Annotated in this window: 14 protein-coding genes; 10 read left to right on the top strand and 4 right to left on the bottom strand. The window is 70.2% G+C overall.

The features are described from left to right. Positions 1-90: 90 nt before the first annotated feature. The 4 genes from ABZ906_RS45545 to ABZ906_RS45530 all read left to right on the top strand — a co-directional run bounded on the left by ABZ906_RS45545 (position 91) and on the right by ABZ906_RS45530 (position 6,055). The gene (locus tag ABZ906_RS45545) at positions 91-846 is read left to right on the top strand and encodes a TIGR03089 family protein (RefSeq protein ID WP_361393180.1); all 756 of its coding nucleotides are present in this window, start codon (positions 91-93) and stop codon (positions 844-846) included. 217 nt (positions 847-1,063) lie between these two features. After that, the gene (locus tag ABZ906_RS45540; RefSeq protein WP_361393212.1) at positions 1,064-2,338 is read left to right on the top strand and encodes an LCP family protein; all 1,275 of its coding nucleotides are present in this window, start codon (positions 1,064-1,066) and stop codon (positions 2,336-2,338) included. A gap of 226 nt (positions 2,339-2,564) precedes the next feature. Further along, positions 2,565-4,322, top strand: coding sequence for an LCP family protein (locus ABZ906_RS45535; protein ID WP_361393178.1), 1,758 nt, complete (start codon positions 2,565-2,567; stop codon positions 4,320-4,322). 92 nt (positions 4,323-4,414) lie between these two features. Continuing rightward, positions 4,415-6,055 carry an LCP family protein gene (locus ABZ906_RS45530; RefSeq protein WP_361199304.1) on the top strand — a complete coding sequence of 547 codons (1,641 nt, stop codon included), beginning with the start codon at positions 4,415-4,417 and terminating at the stop codon, positions 6,053-6,055. 54 nt (positions 6,056-6,109) lie between these two features. Here ABZ906_RS45530 and ABZ906_RS45525 read toward each other — a convergent pair whose 3' ends face one another. Next, the gene (locus ABZ906_RS45525; RefSeq protein WP_361393176.1) at positions 6,110-7,150 is read right to left on the bottom strand and encodes a glycosyltransferase family 2 protein; all 1,041 of its coding nucleotides are present in this window, start codon (positions 7,148-7,150) and stop codon (positions 6,110-6,112) included. 153 nt (positions 7,151-7,303) lie between these two features. On the opposite strand from ABZ906_RS45525, the gene ABZ906_RS45520 reads away from it, so the two are divergent. After that, positions 7,304-8,785 (top strand): LCP family protein, encoded by a 1,482-nt coding sequence (locus ABZ906_RS45520; RefSeq protein WP_361199298.1) that lies wholly within the window; start codon positions 7,304-7,306, stop codon positions 8,783-8,785. Between the two features lie 13 nt (positions 8,786-8,798). Here ABZ906_RS45520 and ABZ906_RS45515 read toward each other — a convergent pair whose 3' ends face one another. Then, positions 8,799-9,347 carry an acyl-CoA thioesterase gene (locus ABZ906_RS45515; RefSeq protein ID WP_361199295.1) on the bottom strand — a complete coding sequence of 183 codons (549 nt, stop codon included), beginning with the start codon at positions 9,345-9,347 and terminating at the stop codon, positions 8,799-8,801. A gap of 130 nt (positions 9,348-9,477) precedes the next feature. On the opposite strand from ABZ906_RS45515, the gene ABZ906_RS45510 reads away from it, so the two are divergent. The 3 genes from ABZ906_RS45510 to ABZ906_RS45500 all read left to right on the top strand — a co-directional run bounded on the left by ABZ906_RS45510 (position 9,478) and on the right by ABZ906_RS45500 (position 12,797). Next, entirely contained in the window at positions 9,478-10,815 is a 1,338-nt protein-coding gene (locus tag ABZ906_RS45510) for an LCP family protein (protein ID WP_361199292.1), read from the top strand. A gap of 177 nt (positions 10,816-10,992) precedes the next feature. After that, positions 10,993-12,177, top strand: a complete 1,185-nt coding sequence (locus ABZ906_RS45505; protein ID WP_361393174.1) for a dipeptidase — start codon at positions 10,993-10,995, stop codon at positions 12,175-12,177. Between the two features lie 101 nt (positions 12,178-12,278). Then, positions 12,279-12,797 carry a CGNR zinc finger domain-containing protein gene (locus ABZ906_RS45500; protein WP_361393172.1) on the top strand — a complete coding sequence of 173 codons (519 nt, stop codon included), beginning with the start codon at positions 12,279-12,281 and terminating at the stop codon, positions 12,795-12,797. Positions 12,798-13,126: 329 nt separating this feature from the next. Here ABZ906_RS45500 and ABZ906_RS45495 read toward each other — a convergent pair whose 3' ends face one another. Further along, positions 13,127-14,470 (bottom strand): UDP-glucose/GDP-mannose dehydrogenase family protein, encoded by a 1,344-nt coding sequence (locus ABZ906_RS45495; RefSeq protein WP_361393170.1) that lies wholly within the window; start codon positions 14,468-14,470, stop codon positions 13,127-13,129. Positions 14,471-14,681: 211 nt separating this feature from the next. On the opposite strand from ABZ906_RS45495, the gene ABZ906_RS45490 reads away from it, so the two are divergent. Continuing rightward, positions 14,682-15,839: an acyl-CoA dehydrogenase family protein gene (locus ABZ906_RS45490; protein ID WP_361199280.1), complete on the top strand. Its 1,158-nt coding sequence runs from the start codon at positions 14,682-14,684 to the stop codon at positions 15,837-15,839. Positions 15,840-15,916: 77 nt separating this feature from the next. Here ABZ906_RS45490 and ABZ906_RS45485 read toward each other — a convergent pair whose 3' ends face one another. Next, entirely contained in the window at positions 15,917-16,366 is a 450-nt protein-coding gene (locus tag ABZ906_RS45485; RefSeq protein ID WP_361393168.1) for a MarR family transcriptional regulator, read from the bottom strand. 100 nt (positions 16,367-16,466) lie between these two features. Here ABZ906_RS45485 and ABZ906_RS45480 point away from each other — a divergent pair, with 100 nt between their 5' ends. Next, the gene (locus ABZ906_RS45480; protein WP_361393166.1) at positions 16,467-17,024 is read left to right on the top strand and encodes a quercetin 2,3-dioxygenase; all 558 of its coding nucleotides are present in this window, start codon (positions 16,467-16,469) and stop codon (positions 17,022-17,024) included. Positions 17,025-17,157: the final 133 nt, after the last annotated feature.

The raw sequence follows: 17,157 nt of genomic DNA, 5'->3' as shown, positions 1-17,157 counted from the left end.
CGAATCCGTCCGTTCGTGTCCGCCGAACCGGTGGCCCGAACTCCCCCGCCACGCCCGGGGGCACAGGATCACGCGCGTACCCTTGCGCCCGTGAACGCCACCGACCGCACCCCTGCCGACCTGCTGCGATCCGCGCTCGCCGCGGACCCGGGCCGCCCGCTCATCACCTTCTACGACGACGCCACCGGCGAACGCGTGGAATTGTCCGTGGCCACCTTCGCCAATTGGGTGGCCAAGACCGCCAATCTCCTCCAGGGCGACCTCGCCGCCGAACCCGGCGACCGGCTCGCGCTGCTGCTGCCCGCGCACTGGCAGACGGCGGTGTGGCTGCTCGCCTGTTCCTCCGTCGGCGTCGTCGCGGATGTGGGCGGCGACCCGGCCGGTGCCGATCTCGTCGTCAGCGGCCCCGACGCGCTCGACGCGGCGCGCGCCTGCTCCGGGGAGCGGGTCGCGCTCGCGCTGCGGCCGCTCGGCGGGCGCTTCCCGCAGGCTCCCGCGGGCTTCGCCGACTACGCGGTCGAGGTGCCGAGCCAGGGCGACCGTTTCGCCCCGTACGCGCCCGTGGACCCGGACGAGACCGCTCTGGCCGTCGGCGGCGCAGGCGAGCTGACGGGTGCGGAGCTGGTGGAGCGGGCCCGCGCCGATGCCGGGACGCTGGGGCTCGCGCCCGGCTCCCGGCTGCTCTCAGGTCTGTCGTACGACACCTGGGAGGGCCTGAGCTCCGGTCTGTACGCCCCGTTGGCGTCCGGTGGCTCCGTGGTGCTCTGCCGCCATCTCGACCAGCTGTCCGGGGACGGCCTGGCGAAGCGGATCGAGGACGAGCGGGTCACCGCCACCGCCAAGTAACCGGCACGCCCGCGCACCCCTCCCCCGCTCCCCCGGCTACCCCCGCCGTCCCCCGTTCGGCCCAGCCCGCACCCCGGTCCGCAGGCCCCCGGCGTCACGCCGGTCCATGGTCGTAGAAGCGCACCTTGCACCGACGTCGCGATGAGGGGTGGACGTAGACGTGTCCGACACCGCAGGCATGCCCGCCGGACCGGATCGCCCGGACCCGGACGGCGCCATGCCTGAGACGCCGGGCACGCACGCACCCGGCGCGGGCTCCAGCCCCACCGGTGAGGGCATCGCCCGGCGCAGGCGGCGCTGGCTGCGCTGGACGGCGGTGGGGGCGGCCGGGGTCGTCCTGGTGGCCGGGGGCGCCGGGTGGGCGATCTACAAGAAGCTCGACGGCAACATCACCAAGGACACGGACGCCGCGGCCGAGCTCGCCCGCTACGAGAAGGAGCGCCCGACGGCGCTGGTGCACGGCGCGCAGAACATCCTGCTCATCGGCTCCGACACCCGGGCGGGCCGCGGCAACAAGAAGTACGGCCGCGATCCGGGCACCCAGCGCTCGGACACCACGATCCTGCTGCACCTCGCGGCCGACCGGAAGAGCGCGACCGCGGTGTCGATCCCGCGGGACGTGATGGTGAACCTGCCCAGCTGCCGCAAGCCCGACGGGACGCGGACGCGGGCCCAGTTCGCCCAGTTCAACTGGGCGTACGAGTTCGGCGGGACGGCCTGCACCATTCGTACGGTCGAGAAGATGACGAAGATCCGCGTCGACCACCACATGGTCGTGGACTTTGCCGGGTTCAAGGACATGGTCGACGCGGTCGACGGCGTACAGGTCTGCCTCAAGCGGCCGATCAACGACAAGGCCGCCCATCTGAAGATCGCCGCGGGCATGCAGACCCTCGACGGCGAACAGGCGCTCGGCTATGTGCGGGCCCGCAAGAGCATCGGCAACGGCAGTGACACCGACCGGATGGACCGCCAGCAGCAGTTCCTCGCGGCACTCGTCAACAAGGTGCAGAGCAATGACGTCCTGCTGAATCCGGCGAAGCTCTATCCCGTTCTGGACGCGGCGACTTCTTCGCTGACGACCGACCCGGCACTTGCGAGTTTGCGTGGTTTGTACGAACTGGTGCGCGGCATGCGCAACATCCCCACAGAACAGGTGCAGTTCCTCACGGTGCCGCGGCGGTCCTATGCCTACGACGCCAATCGGGATGAACTCGTCGAACCCGCGGCGGACGAGCTTTTCTCCCGGCTCCGAACGGACGAACCTCTTCAGGTGACACGCGAGGAGCCCGCCCCGACCCCCAGCAACGAACAGGCGGAGGGCCGCCAGGACGACTCTTCGGGGTCCGGCGAACACGATGAGTACGACGAGTACGAAGACTCCGGTGAGTACGACTACGAGAGCGACGAGAAGCCGGACGACCCCGCCGATACGCCGAGCCCCGCCCCCACATTCCGGGGCAACACGGCCGCCGGAACGACCTGCGAGTAAAGCCATGCTCAAGCGCAAGACCGCCCGCACAAAGAAATAGGGCGGATTGCCCAGTTGTAGGGGAGTGGAATTTGTCACCGGCGTCGTTCAGCGCTGAACTGGCCGGATAGTGTGAGCGATCCGGTGCGCAGGCCCTTCATGGCCGCGCACCGCTGGACGACTGACCGAGCGCCTTGTCTGAGGGGGGAAAGGCGCCGCGTGGCCCCGACGGAGGACGCAGACAACCGTGGACGCGCAAGGCCGTGGGCGGGCGGAGAACATCGACCCCGCAGACCAGTGGGTACTCAACCCGAACACCGGCGATTACGAACTGCGACTGAGCCCCTCCGGAGGGCAGTCGGCAGTGCCCGGACCCCGCAGATCGACGCGGTCCTCGTCACGCCAGGGAACGCGCGGCCGTGACGGCCGACGCGACGAGCGCCGTGACGGGCGTGACTCACGTGACTCACGTGACGAACAGCGGGACGTGCCGCCACAGCGCAGACGCCGGGCTCCGCAGCCGGAGCCCGCGAGCGGGCGGCGCAAGCAGAAGCCGAAGAAGTCCAAGGGCAAGAAGGCCCTGGTGTGGACGGGCGGCACGCTCGCCCTTGTCCTGGTCGCGACGGGTACCGCCGGGTACCTCTACTACCAGCACCTGAACGACAACATCACCTCCATCAACGACGACGGCGCGGGCACCGGCGGCTTCAGCAAGGACCGTGCCATCAACATCCTGGTGATGGGCACGGACAAGCGCAGCGGCAAGGGCAACGAGAAGTACGGCGACAAGGGCAGCCTCGGTCACGCCGACACGACGATCCTGCTGCACGTCTCCAAGGACCGTACGAACGCCACCGCGTTGAGCATCCCGCGTGACATGATCACGGACATTCCGGACTGCCCGACGACGATGGAGGACGGCACCGAGAAGACGATCCCCGGCTCGCAGGGCGTCCGCTTCAACGAGAGCCTGGGACAGAGCGACCGCACGCCCAGCTGCACCATGCGTACGGTCACCGAGATCACCGGCATAAAGATGGACCACTTCATGGTGGCCGACTTCAACGCGGTCAAGACGCTCTCCAGCGCCGTCGGCGGCGTGGACGTCTGCCTGGCCAAGGACATCGACGACCCGGACTCGCATCTGAATCTGCCCGCGGGCAAGCACACCATCGAGGGCGAGGACGCGCTGGCGTTCGTCCGCACGCGCCACTCCGTGGGCACCGGCGGCGACTTGAGCCGCATCGAGCTCCAGCAGCAGTTCCTCAGCTCGCTCATGCGCAAGCTCAAGTCGAACGACACGCTCACCAGCCCGTCGAAGATGATAAAGCTGGCCGAAGCGGGCACCGAGGCGCTCACCGTCGACTCCAAGATCGCGGACATCATGAAACTCCGTGACCTGGGCATGGAGCTCGGCAAGTTCGACATGAAGAACCTCAGCTTCGCGACCGTGCCCGTCGTCGACAACCCGGCGGAGAAGGTCCACACGACGGTCGTCCCGAACGAGGAGAAGGCCGAGCAGCTCTTCGCCATGATGCGCGCCGACGAGTCGCTGACCGCGGTGAAGAAGCAGGAGAAGAAGGAGAAGGCGGAGGTCGCCGCCCGCCTCAAGGGCAGCAAGTCCGCGGCCTCCGACGTGCGGGTCAACATCTACAACGGCAGCGGGAAGACCGGCGCCGCTCAGGCAACTCTCACGTACTTGCAGAACACTGAGGGCATGTCCAAGGCAAGCCAGCTCGGAAACGCGCCGTCCGACATCAAGAAGACGACGCTGGAGTACGCACCCGACCAGGCCGACCAGGCCCGGCGGCTCGCCGACGTCATGGGGCTCTCGGGCTCCGCGATGAAGCCGGGGAAGAGCGAGAAGAACTCGCAGGGGCTCCCCGCCATCAAGCTGACGCTCGGCAGCGACTTCAAGGGGGCCGGGGTTTCCATCAGCGCCCCGTCGAAGGCGCCGAAGGACATCCAGAAGGTCGAAGCTGACAAGACTGTGTGTGCCAAGTGACCTGAAGCGGCCATTCTGCGTCTAACAAGGCGCAGGATGGCCGTAATTCGGGCTGGCGCGGGGAGCGCCGGGGGCGCGGGGAGGGGCAGGGGATGGGGAAGAGCAGCGTGCGTGGGGAGGGGGCGCGAGAACGTGCCCCGCACGCAAGTGATCTTGGCTTGGAAGAAAGCCCGCAGCACGAAGGCGGGAAACCACCGGCGGACGGCGGCAAGCAGCGGCATCGCAGCGGAAGCGGGGGCCCGCGGGCGCCGCGTCCAAGACGCCGGATACTGCGCTGGTCGGCGACGGTCCTTTCGGTGCTGATCCTCGGCACGGCCGGCGTCGGATACCTCTGGTACCAGCACCTGAACAACAACCTGGAGACCGACGACCTGAACCTCGGCGAGCACCGGGCGCCCGAGCCCACGCCGAACGCGGCGGGCCAGACCCCGCTGAACATCCTGCTCATCGGTTCGGACGCGCGGGACTCCAAGGAGAACCAGAAGCTCGGCGGCGCCAAGGAGACCTTCGGCGGCACACCGCTCGCCGACGTCCAGATGCTCCTGCACCTGTCGGCCGACCGCACGAACATGTCGGTCATCAGCATGCCGCGCGACACCCTGCTCTCCATACCCAAGTGCACCGACCCGGACGACGGCAAGGTCTACGAGGCCACCACGCAGCGGACGATGACGAACCAGACGCTCGGCCGCGGCGGCCCCGGCTGTACGGTCGCCACCTGGGAGAAGCTCACCGACATCCACATCAACCACTTCATGGAAGTGGACTTCTCGGGTGTGGTCGACATGGCCGACGCCATCGGCGGCGTACCGGTCTGCGTGGACGCCAACATCCACTCGCGCGACAGCCAGGGCCACGGCTCGGGCCTGAAGCTCGAAGAGGGCACCACGTCCATCAAGGGCGAGCAGGCCCTGCAGTGGCTGCGCACCCGCTACGGCTTCGACGACGGCAGCGACATCAGCCGCGCCAAGGCCCAGCACATGTACATGAACTCGCTCGTGCGCGAGCTGCGCGAGAACGCCAATCTGAGCAGCCCCAACAAGCTGCGCAAACTCGCCGAGACGGCCACCAGCGCGCTCAAGGTCGACGAGGGCCTCGGCAGCGTCAAGAAGCTCTACGACCTGAGCAACGAGCTCAAGAAGGTCTCGCCGGAGCGGACCACGATGACGACCATGCCCTACGAGTACGTGGGCGCGCGCGTGATCCCCAAGCCGGACGACGCCGAGCAGCTCTTCCGCCTCGTGCGCGACGACATCTCGCTGGACGGCAAGGGCAAGAAGAAGCCCGCCAAGGAGAAGGTCTCGGACGACCCCGCGGCCGACGACGCCGAGATCGCCGTGCAGGTGCAGAACGGCACCCGCTCGGACACCCTGGCCCCGGTCGGCGGGCGCGCGAGCACCGTCACCCAGATCCTCGCCGGGAAGGGCTTCACCAAGGCAGCGGCCGACACGACGACGGTCCTCGCCGAGAAGAAGACCGTCATCAAGTTCCCCAGCGCGGACCTGGAGGGCGACGCCCAGCGGGTCGCCAAGTCCCTCGGCATGAAGCTGAGTTCGGTGAAGAAGTCGACGGACGTCTCCGGGGTGACCCTGGTCGTCGGCGCCGACTGGCGGGAGGGGAACACCTACCCCAAGTCGAAGCAGAGCGACAAGACGCCGGATTCGGCCGACGCGCTCAACGGCTCGGACAAGAAGGCCTGCATGCACGTGAACCCGAAGTTCACCTGGGAGTGACCCGCTGCGGCCGTGCTCGGCCCCGGTCCGGGGCCGAGCCGGGGAGCTCGTGCCTCAGGCCTCGCTGAGGACCGCCGGGCGCCGCGATGCGATGACCCTCTTGGCCAGCGAGCGCGGGCTGGTCAAAAAGCCCCAGCCCCACGACATGTGCATGGTCGCGAGCGCCACCGGGATCTGGAGGCGCGCCTTCAGCGGCAGCCCCTTGCCCGCGGGAAGCGAGCCCGCGGCGATCGCCGCGAGGTAGCCGGCGGGGACGACGAAGCCCCAGGGCGTGACCAGCGCGCCCACCACCACGCCTGCCGCGATCGCGCAGACCGCGGTCGGCGGCGCGAGGTAGCGCAGGTTGATGGAGCCCTCGTGGTACCGGGCGACGACGTGCCGCCAGCGGCCGTAGTCCTTGTACTGCTTGGCGAGGGCCTTCACGCTCGGCCGCGGGCGGTACTGCACCTTCAGCTCGGGCGAGAACCAGATGAGGCCGCCGGCCTCGCGGATGCGGAAGTTCAGCTCCCAGTCCTGGGCGCGGATGAACTCTTCGTTGTAGCCGCCCTGCTGTTCCAGGGCCTCGCGGCGGAAGACACCGAGGTAGACGGTCTCCGCCTGCTGGGCCTCGCCGCCGGTGTGGAAGGCGGCGTTGCCCACGCCGATCTTCGACGTCATGGCGGCGGCGACCGCGTGCTCCCAGTCGTTCTCGCCCTCGGCGTGCATGATGCCGCCGACGTTCTGCGCGCCGGTCTCCTCCAGGAGGCGTACGGCCGTGGCGATGTAGCCGGGCGAGAGGATGCCGTGGCCGTCCACGCGCACCACGATCGGGTGGCTCGAGGCCTTGATCGCGGCGTTCAGGGCCGCGGGCGTGCGGCCCGTGGGGTTCGGGACGGTCTGCACCCGCGCGCGGTGCCCCGCGGTCTCGGCGACCAGTTCGGCGGCGATCTCGTCCGTGCGGTCCGTGGAGGGACCGAGCGCGACGACGACCTCCATCTCACCGTCGTAATCCTGTTCGAGGATCGCGGATACGGCAGCACGCAGATGCCGTTCCTCGTTGAGCACCGGCATGATCACGGAAACGGCAGGAAGCTGCACGTGAGGCGTCGCGTTCATCGGCGCCACGTTACCGCGAATGGGGGACACCGGCGCGCGCCGCCCGGCCTGCTGCCCCGGGTCGCAGATCGTATGGGCCTACGGTTCTGATATTCCCCGGCCCATCGAGACTCTCCCCCACCCGTCCCGGCCACCGCGGAGGTGTCCCCTCACGTGCCCACACCGCCCCGCCGCTACCCGACCCCGCCACCGCGTGGCCAACGCCCGCCGCGCGCGCGGCAGCCTGTGCAGCAGCCCGCGGGTCGGCCGGTCAAGCGGCGCAGGCGGCCACGCTGGATCGCGCGGGCGGCGACGGTGTTCTCCCTGACGGTGCTCGCCGCGGCCGGGATCGGGCACGCCGTCGTCACGAGCCTCGACACCAAGATCGACCGGGTCGACGCCTTCAAGGACATGAAGAACCGCCCCAAGGCGGGCAACGGCATGAACGTCCTGCTGGTGGGCACCGACGGCCGCGACAAGGTCACCGACGCGGACAAGGAGAAGTACCGCCTGGGCGGAGCTCCCTGTCACTGCACGGACACGATCATGATCGTGCACATCTCGGAGGACCGGAACCGCGCCAGCGTCGTGAGCCTGCCCCGGGACAGTTACGCGGAGATGCCCGAGCACGTCGACCGGAACTCCGGCGAGAAGCACAAGCCGCATCCGGTCAAGATGAACGCGGCGTACGCGGAGGGCGGCGCGAACCTCACCGTACGGACCGTCGAGAACATGACGAAGGTCAAGATCGACCACTACCTGGAGGTCGACTTCACCAGCTTCATGAAGACCGTGGACGTGCTCGGCGGCGTCGAGATCTGCACGGCCCGCCCGCTCAAGGACTCGTACACCGGACTCGATCTGCCCGTCGGCACCCACACGCTGAACGGCGGCGCCGCGCTCCAGTACGTCCGCACCCGGCACGTCGACGGCTCATCGGACCTGGGCCGGATGCGCCGCCAGCAGCGGTTCCTCGCGGCGCTGATCTCCAAGGCCACCGGCAGCGGGGTGCTGCTCAACCCGCTCAAGTTCCGCGACGTGAGCCGGACGCTGCTGAGCTCGGTCCGGGCCGACGGCGGCTTCGGCACGAACGAGATGCTCTCGCTGGGGCGGGCGATGCGGGGCTTCTCGCCGCGCTCGTCGGAGTTCACCACGGTGCCGCTGCTCGACAAGGGCGTGAACGTGCCGGGCATCGGCTCGACGCTGAAGTGGGACCCGCGGAAGTCCGTGAAACTCTTCGACGCGATCCGCACGGACCGTCCCCTGGCCGCGCACCACGCCAGGCGGGCCATCGTCGACGTGTCCCCGCAGCAGATCCGGGTGCAGGTCGACAACGGCACGGGCAGGCCGGGCCTGGGCAAGCAGGTCGACACCGCGCTGCGGTCCACCGGCTTCCGGACGACGCGCGCTCCGGGCAACTGGCCGGGCGCCCCGCTCAAGCGCACGGTCGTCGCGTACGACCCGCGCTGGGACCGCTCGGCGAAATCCCTGGCGACCGCGCTGCCCGGCAGCGTCATGAAGCCGGTGAACGGCCTGGGCGCGACCCTGAAGGTCTTCGTGGCCCAGGACTTCAAGCGGATCAGGCCGGTGCAGGCGGAGGACGCCTACCAAGGCGAGTTCGGCGCCCTGACCGGCGACCAGGTGGTGTGCCGCTAGCGACTGCCGGGGCTCAGTCGTCGAGTCCCTCGGCGGCGCGTGCCTGACGCAGTTCCTTGATGGCCCGGCGCCGCGCGAGGCGGTGCGTGCGCCGGATCTGCGCCTCCTGATAGCGGCGCCGGTCCCGCTCGGTCTCCGGGAGCACCGGCGGCACGGTCCGCGGCTTGCCGTCCGCGTCGACGGCTGCGAAGACGAGGTAGGCCGATCCGACCTGCTGCGCGGGCGTCGACTCGTTCCAGCGCTCGGCGAGGACCCGCACGCCGACCTCCATGGAGCTGCGGCCCGTCCAGTTCACCTGCGCCTTCACATGGACGAGGTCGCCGACGCGCACCGGCTCCAGGAAGGCCATCTCGTCCATGGACGCGGTGACGGCGGGACCGCCCGAGTGGCGTCCCGCGACGGCTCCCGCGGCGTCGTCCACCAGTTTCATGATCACACCGCCGTGCACGGTCCCGAGGAGGTTGGTGTCGGCGTGGGTCATGATGTGGCTGAGCGTCGTACGGGACGCCGAAGTCGGCTTGCCCGGAATCTCCGATTCCGCGCCGGGGGCCAGGTCTGTCATGGGCTCCACCCTATGTCTGACGTATGTCCTGACCGCGCCCCGGCCGCTTTGCATCAGCTCTGCAACAGCCCTGACCCGAAATCCCACCTGCCCTGTATGGCACCCTGCCGGACGCGGCACACTGGTCCACATGAGCGATTGGCCTGACGACCAGGGCGGCCGAGGATACGGCCGCGGCAGCGGGAGCGCACAGCCCGAGGGCGCCCGCAGGATGCGGCATGTCCAGCGCGGCGGCCCGTCCGGCCGACCGGGCCAGCAGCAGGCGGGAGGCGTCCCGCAGCAGCACTCGTACGACGACGGCTCCGGCCAGCGGTACGGCGACGCTCGCGACGACATGTTCGAGCCCCGCGGCTCCCGCCAGGACGCGTACGACAACGGCTACGACAGCGGTTACAACACCGGCCAGGTCTACGGCTCCCCGAACGGCCAGGGCAACGGCGGCCAGGGCGGCGGCGACGGCTACGGCACCCGCGCCCCCCGCCCCGCCCCGAACTGGCGGCGCCGCATCAAGATCGGGTCGATCACCCTGGTCGTGGTCCTCGTCGCGGTCTCCGTCGGCACGTACTTCTGGGCCGACTCCAAGCTCAAGCGCGAGGTCGACCTCTCCAAGGTCATCGAGCGCCCCGACGGCGGCGACGGCACGAACTACCTGATCGTCGGCTCCGACAGCCGCGAGGGCATGTCCGACCAGGACAAGAAGGACCTCCACACGGGCTCCGCCGAGGGCAAGCGCACGGACTCGATGATGATCCTGCACGTCGCGGACGACGGCGGGAACACGATGATCTCGCTGCCCCGCGACTCGAACGTGACGATCCCCTCCTTCAAGGGCGCCGAGTCGGGCAAGCTCTACCCGAACCAGGGCCGCCAGACGAAGCTCAACGCGGCATACGCCGAGGACGGCCCCGAGCTGCTCGTGCGGACCGTCGAGTACAACACCGGCCTGCGCATCGACCACTACGCCGAGATCGGCTTCGGCGGCTTCGCCAAGATCGTGGACGCGGTCGGCGGCGTCGAGATGGACATCCCCAAGGGCTTCAAGGACGAGAAGTCCGGCGCCGACTTCGAGGCGGGCAAGCAGACCCTCGACGGCAAGCAGGCCCTGGCCTTCGTCCGCACCCGTTACGCCCTGCCGGGCAGCGACCTGGACCGCACGAAGAACCAGCAGAAGTTCCTCGCGGCCCTGGCCAACCAGGCGGCGACGCCGGGCACGGTCATGAACCCCTTCAAGCTCTACCCCACGATGGGCGCGGGCCTGGACACGCTGATCGTCGACAAGGACATGGGCCTGTTCGACGTGGCGTCCATGTTCTGGGCGATGAAGGGCGTCACGGGCGGCGACGGCAAGTCCATGAACATGCCGCTCGCGGGCTCGACCGGCGGCAACCTCCTGTGGGACAAGGCCAAGGTCAAGCAGATGGTGGAGCAGCTGAACAACGACGAGAAGGTGACGGTCTCGGGCGGCTGAGTCCGAGGCGTTCCGCTCGTACGCGAAGAGGGCCCCGCCGGGATCGGCGGGGCCCTTCCGCATGCCGTGCGCAAGGCTGCGTACCAGGGGGGTACCCCGAACGCTCCGCCCGCCGCGAAGGCGCGGCTCCCGCGTGTCACGGTGGACCGGACCCCACCTGACGCCCGGAGCACGCCAATGGCAGATCTGCAGGTCGACCTCGACACCACCACCGAAGCCGGAGACCTCGACCGGCCCGCCGCGCCGACCCCCGAAACCCCGCCCATATCCGACGTCTTCGAGCCCGCACCGGCGCGCGAGACGGCCACGGCGCCCGGCTCGCGGTCCGAATCGGCGGCCGAAGAGCTGCTGCCCCGGCCCGAGCCTTCCGTGCCGGACCCCCTCAGGCGGGCCCGCGCGCTGCTCGCCGCGCACCCCGTCGCCGACGGCTACAGCGGACTGCCGTGGGCGCTGCGCGGGCTTCCCTGGTACGACCTGGAGCTAGGCGACAACGCCGTGGACGCCGATGTACCGCGCCTCAGGTCGGGCGGCGTGGGGGCGCAGTTCTGGTCCGTGCACGTCCCGGACTCCGTCACCGGTGACCGCGTGCTCGGCGCGACCCTCGAACAGCTCGACCGCGCCAAGCACGCCGTCCGCAGCCACTCCGAGGGGCTGCGCCTCGCCGCGTCGGCGTCCGAGGTGGCCGACGCCCGCCACTGCGGCCGCATCGCCGCCCTGCTCGGCCCGGCGCGCGCCGAGGCGATCGGCGACTCGCTCGCCGCCCTGCGCGCCCTGCACGCCCTCGGCCTGTGCTCGCTGACGCTCTCCGGCACGTCATGGGCGGGCCCCGAGGGACTGAGTCCGTTCGGCGAGGAAGTGGTGCGCGAGCTGAACCGGCTCGGGGTGCTCGCCGAGCTGTCCGGGGCATCCGACGCCACGGCCCGCCGTGCGCTCGCCGTCTCCAGGGCGCCGGTGCTCTTCGCCCGCTCGGGGGCCCGCGCGCTGCGGGACACCCCGGCGAACCTCCCGGACGATCTGCTCACCGCGCTCGGCGCCGCCAAGGGCCTGTGCCTGGTGCCCCTGGCGGCCGGGCAGACGGGTTCCTCGATACGTGAGGTCGCGGACCACCTCGATCACGTACGCCGGCTCGCGGGGCCGGAGTCCGTGGGCCTCTCGGGGATGTACGACACCCCGGACGCGCACCCCGACGGGCTTGGCGACGTCTCGCACTACCCGTACCTCATCGCCGAGCTCATCGAGCGCGGCTGGCCCGACGCGGATCTCGCCCGCCTGACGTGGGGCAATGTCCAACGGGTGCTGCGCGGCGCGGACTTCGCGGCACGGGCCGCGCGGGAGAGACGGCGTCAGCAGGCGGCTCTCTAGCAGGCGCCGAGGCAGGCCGGGTCGGCGTACACCCGGAAGGAGCGGTCACGGCCCTCCCCGCGGTTACCGCATGCCGCCGCACTGGGGGTAACGTCGCAACCATGAATGACAGAGCACCTGCTCCGGGAGGCCTCGCGCTGATCCAGGCGCTGGTGAACACGCTGGACCTGGAGTCGGGCACGGACGCCCTCGACACGGCGGAGGGCCGAGCACCGTTCGCTCTCGCACCGGGCACGGAGGTGACGTCCGCCCGCGAACTGCGGGAGTCACTACGAGCGGCATGCCTGGCCCATGCGGGCCACGCCCCGAACACGGACGCGCCGCCACTGGGCCAACTCCTCGCGCAGGCCCCGCTGTTGGTGCGGATCTCCCCCACCGACGGCTCGGCGTCCCTTACGCCGGCCGATCCCGCACCGCTGCTGTCACGGGTGGCGGCGGCCATCGCGGAGGGGGCAGCCGCCGGCACATGGAGCCGCCTCAAGGCGTGCGAGGCCCCCGACTGTCACTGGGCGTACTACGACCGCAGCCCGGCCGGACGGAGCCGGTGGTGCGACATGGGCGTCTGCGGCTCCCGCGCCAAAATGCGGGCGTACCGAGCGAGAAAGTCCCCTCGCCCCTAACTCCGCACCCCGCGCCATACCCGCACCGAACAGGCCTTCCCGCCCACCCGCCCGATTACCCCGCGTCCGGTCCTGGACGAACAGGCCTTTCCCGCCCACCCGCCCGTCTCGCCGCGTCACGGCCTGGCGTAGGAACGGCCCAGTTGGTGACGGCTCGCAGTCGGCATCGAGACGGGAGGGGGTGTGCCGGTATTCCCGCCCGGAGCACGGCTCGCGGCACTCCCCGGCCGAAGAGAACAGGCGACCACAGGCGGATGGCGAGGACGGGTATACCGGCGCGCCCCCGCACCCACACACGGAGGGACCCCGCACCCCCGCCCCCAAGAGCCTCAGGCAGAAGGCCGCCCCATGGCCCGGTAAGTCCACCCCGCCGCCCGCCAGACCTCCGGATCAAGCGCGTTGCGCCCGTCCAGGATCAGCCGGTTCGACGCCACCTCGCCAAGCGCCTCCGCATCCAGCTCACGGAACTCCCGCCACTCCGTGAGGTGCAGCACCGCATCGGCCCCCCGCACCGCGTCCAGCGCGGTCTCCGCGTACGCCAGCGTCGGGAAGAGCCGCCCCGCGTTCACCATCCCCTTGGGGTCGTACACGGTGACCTGACCGCCCTGGAGATGGATCTGCCCGGCGACGTTCAGCGCGGGCGAGTCACGTACGTCGTCGGAGTCCGGCTTGAACGTGGCGCCGAGGACCGCGACCCGCTTGCCGAGGAAGGACCCGCCGCCCAGCGCCTCGCGCGCCATCTCCACCATCTGCCCGCGCCGCCGCATGTTGATGGAGTCGATCTCACGGAGGAACGTCAGCGCCTGGTCGGCCCCCAGCTCCCCCGCCCGCGCCATGAACGCCCGGATGTCCTTGGGCAGACACCCGCCCCCGAAGCCGATCCCGGCCCGCAGGAACTTCTTGCCGATCCGGTCGTCGTAGCCGAGCGCCTCCGCCAGCTTCACGACGTCACCGCCCGCGGCCTCGCACACCTCCGCCATCGCGTTGATGAAGGAGATCTTCGTGGCGAGGAAGGAGTTGGCCGAGGTCTTCACGAGCTCGGCGGTCGGGAAGTCCGTCACGACGAAGGGGGAACCCTCGCCCACCGGGCCCGCGTACACCTCGCGAAGAAGCTTCTCGGCGTGCTCGCTGCGGACGCCGACGACGATGCGGTCGGGGTGCAGGGTGTCCTTCACCGCGAAGCCCTCGCGCAGGAACTCCGGGTTCCAGGCAAGCTCGGCCTCGGCCCCCGCCGGCGCCGCCGCGGCCAGCTCGCGCGCGAGGCGGTCCGCCGAGCCGACCGGCACGGTGGACTTGCCGACGACGAGCGCGGGCCGCGTCAGATGGGGGGCGAGCTGCGCGAAGGCGCTGTCGACGTAGCTCATGTCGCAGGCGTACTCGCCATGCTTCTGCGGGGTGTTCACGCAGACGAAGTGGACGTCACCGAAGGCGGCGACCTCCGCGAAGTCCATGGTGAAGCGCAGCCGCCCGCTCGAACCCTCGATCCCGGCGACGTGCTTGCGCAGCAGCTCCTCCAGACCGGGCTCGTACATCGGGACCTCGCCCCGCTGCAGCATCTCGATCTTCTCGGGCACGACGTCGAGGCCGAGCACCTCGAAACCGAGCTCGGCCATGGCCGCTGCGTGCGTCGCACCGAGGTAGCCGGTGCCGATCACGGTGATCTTGAGGGCCATGCGGTGCTCCAGGGGTATACGGCCGTCAGTGCGGTGCCCGAGCATAGTCGGGCCCTTGACCGGGCACGTTCCCGCTAGTGCCGACAGCTCGCCACCCGCCTGCCACCCGCCTGCCGTCCGCTGTCGGCAAGCTCACGTATCCCTCACGTGAGCCGCCCTCTAAAATTTGGGTTACTTAACGGTAATTAGCGTCCTTGGAGCGTGAGAAACCTTGGCCGGATCGGCTGATTTCGACCTGTACCGCCCGTCCGAGGAGCACGACATGCTCCGGGACGCGATCCGTTCGCTCTCCGAGGCGAAGATCGCACCGTTCGCCGCCGCGGTGGACGAGGAGGCCCGCTTCCCGCAGGAGGCGCTCGACGCCCTCGTGGCCTCCGACCTGCACGCCGTGCACGTACCCGAGAGCTTCGGCGGCACCGGCGCCGACGCGCTCGCCACGGTCATCGTGATCGAGGAGGTGGCCCGCGTCTGTGCCTCGTCCTCCCTGATCCCGGCCGTGAACAAGCTGGGCTCGCTCCCCGTGATCCTCTCCGGGTCCGAGGAGCTGAAGAAGAAGTACATGACGCCGCTCGCCAAGGGCGAGGGCATGTTCTCGTACTGCCTCTCCGAGCCGGACGCGGGCTCGGACGCGGCGGGCATGAAGACGCGGGCCGTCCGTGACGGCGACTCCTGGGTCCTGAACGGCGTGAAGCGCTGGATCACGAACGCGGGCGTCTCCGAGTACTACACGGTGATGGCCGTGACCGACCCGACCAAGCGCTCGAAGGGCATCTCCGCCTTCGTCGTCGAGAAGTCGGACGAGGGTGTCTCCTTCGGCGCCCCGGAGAAGAAGCTCGGCATCAAGGGTTCGCCGACGCGCGAGGTCTACTTCGACAACGTTCGCATCCCCGCCGACCGCATGATCGGCGCGGAGGGCACGGGCTTCGCCACGGCGATGAAGACCCTGGACCACACCCGCATCACGATCGCGGCCCAGGCGCTCGGCATCGCGCAGGGCGCCCTGGACTACGCGAAGGGCTACGTCCAGGAGCGCAAGCAGTTCGGGAAGCCGATCGGCGACTTCCAGGGCGTGCAGTTCATGCTCGCGGACATGGCGATGAAGATCGAGGCCGCGCGTCAGCTGACGTATGCCGCCGCGGCCAAGTCGGAGCGCGGTGACGCGGACCTCACCTTCCAGGGTGCGGCCGCCAAGTGCTTCGCCTCGGACGTCGCGATGGAGGTCACCACGGACGCCGTCCAGCTCCTCGGCGGCTACGGCTACACCCGTGACTACCCCGTCGAGCGCATGATGCGCGACGCGAAGATCACGCAGATCTACGAGGGCACGAACCAGGTCCAGCGGATCGTCATGGCCCGCAACCTGCCGTAACCCGCCGCATCCCGAGAACGACGCAGCTGCCCTCCCCCTGCCGCAGGGGGAGGGCAGCTGTGTTTTTTCGTTGCCGGTCAGCCCTCGCCCTGCACCAGAACCGGCGGATCGCCCCACGGCAGTTCGAGCGCCGCCCGCAGCGCCCGTACCTGCTGCTCGCCGATCCGGTCGGCCAGCTCCCGCTCGACGCGGCGCAGGACCAGCTCGGCCCTGCGGTGCGTGCGGGCGCCCTCCTCGGTGCGGCGGATGAGCCGCTGGCGGCCCGACGAGGGGTCGGGGACCTGTTCGAGGAGGCCCGCGGCGACCAGGCCGTGCACCGCCTGATGAGCGGTCTGCCGGGTGACGCCCATCCGGCGGGCCAGCTCGGAGACCGTCGTGCCCTCCTCGTCCAGGACGGCGAAGAGGCCCGCTTGGGTCGGCGACACCCGCACCTCCCCCGCCTCCTCCAGGGTCGCGAGGAGCGCGTCCTCGAACCAGCGGCGGGCGTCGCCGAGGAGTTGCGGGAGGTTGCGGCCGGTGGCGTGCATGCCGAGAGCCTATGGGTACGCGAGGCCGTTCCTTGCCCGCCACGGACTCACTATGTCAGGCTGCCTGACATTCACCGCCGCCCAGCCTCCGGGAGAGCCCATGACCATCGAGTACGCCACCCGCCACCGGAGCGCCTCCCGCATCCCCGCCGAGCCGGGCAAGCCCTACGTCATCGAGAAGGGCGAGGGCGACCGCGCCCATCTCTTCGGCGACCTGATCACCATCTACGCGGGCGGCGAGCAGACCGAGAACGGCTTCAACTTCTTCACCGTCGAGGGCCCCAAGGGCAACGTCATCCCGGCCCATCTGCACCCCGACACGTACGAGGTCTTCTACGTCACCCACGGCGCCGTCCGCCTCTTCGTCGAGGATCTGGACGGCGAGCAGCAGGAGAAGCTCCTCACCCCCGGCGACTTCGGCTTCGTGCCCAAGAACTGCCCGCACGCCTACCGCATGGAGCGCCACCACAGCCAGGTCGTCGGCGTCGCTGCGGGGCCCATCGGCACCTTCGAGCGGTTCTTCGAGACCCTCGGGGCGCCCGCCGAAGGGCTCGGTCTGCCGCGCGAACCCGTCGTGCCCACACCTGACAAGTTCGCCGCCGTCGCCGGGCAGTACGACGTGCGCTTCCTGCCCGAGCACCAGTGGCGCACCCGGTGAGCGACACCCGGGAAGCAGGGCGGGGCGCAGCCGGTCGGCTGCTCAACATGGACCCGCCCGATCACACCCGCATCCGGCGCCTGGTCGTCAAGGCGTTCACGTCACGCCGGGTGGAGAGCCTGCGCGCCCCGAT

The sequence above is a fragment of the Streptomyces sp. NPDC046925 genome, from assembly GCF_040644915.1.
Taxonomy (GTDB): Bacteria; Actinomycetota; Actinomycetes; order Streptomycetales; family Streptomycetaceae; genus Streptomyces.
The sequence above is the reverse complement of the archived record's forward strand: the minus strand, read 5'-3'. Positions and strand labels throughout refer to the sequence as shown.

Bases quoted from the DNA above. Each gene is read 5' to 3' on its own strand.
- ABZ906_RS45485 (WP_361393168.1), bottom strand. From the start codon at position 16,366: ATGCACGCCACCGGCCGCAACCTCCCGCAACTCCTCGGCGACGCCCGC.
- ABZ906_RS45515 (WP_361199295.1), bottom strand. From the start codon at position 9,347: ATGACAGACCTGGCCCCCGGCGCGGAATCGGAGATTCCGGGCAAGCCG.
- ABZ906_RS45505 (WP_361393174.1), top strand. From the start codon at position 10,993: ATGGCAGATCTGCAGGTCGACCTCGACACCACCACCGAAGCCGGAGAC.
- ABZ906_RS45510 (WP_361199292.1), top strand. From the start codon at position 9,478: ATGAGCGATTGGCCTGACGACCAGGGCGGCCGAGGATACGGCCGCGGC.
- ABZ906_RS45500 (WP_361393172.1), top strand. From the start codon at position 12,279: ATGAATGACAGAGCACCTGCTCCGGGAGGCCTCGCGCTGATCCAGGCG.
- ABZ906_RS45530 (WP_361199304.1), top strand. From the start codon at position 4,415: ATGGGGAAGAGCAGCGTGCGTGGGGAGGGGGCGCGAGAACGTGCCCCG.
- ABZ906_RS45540 (WP_361393212.1), top strand. From the start codon at position 1,064: ATGCCTGAGACGCCGGGCACGCACGCACCCGGCGCGGGCTCCAGCCCC.
- ABZ906_RS45525 (WP_361393176.1), bottom strand. From the start codon at position 7,150: ATGAACGCGACGCCTCACGTGCAGCTTCCTGCCGTTTCCGTGATCATG.
- ABZ906_RS45495 (WP_361393170.1), bottom strand. From the start codon at position 14,470: ATGGCCCTCAAGATCACCGTGATCGGCACCGGCTACCTCGGTGCGACG.
- ABZ906_RS45480 (WP_361393166.1), top strand. From the start codon at position 16,467: ATGACCATCGAGTACGCCACCCGCCACCGGAGCGCCTCCCGCATCCCC.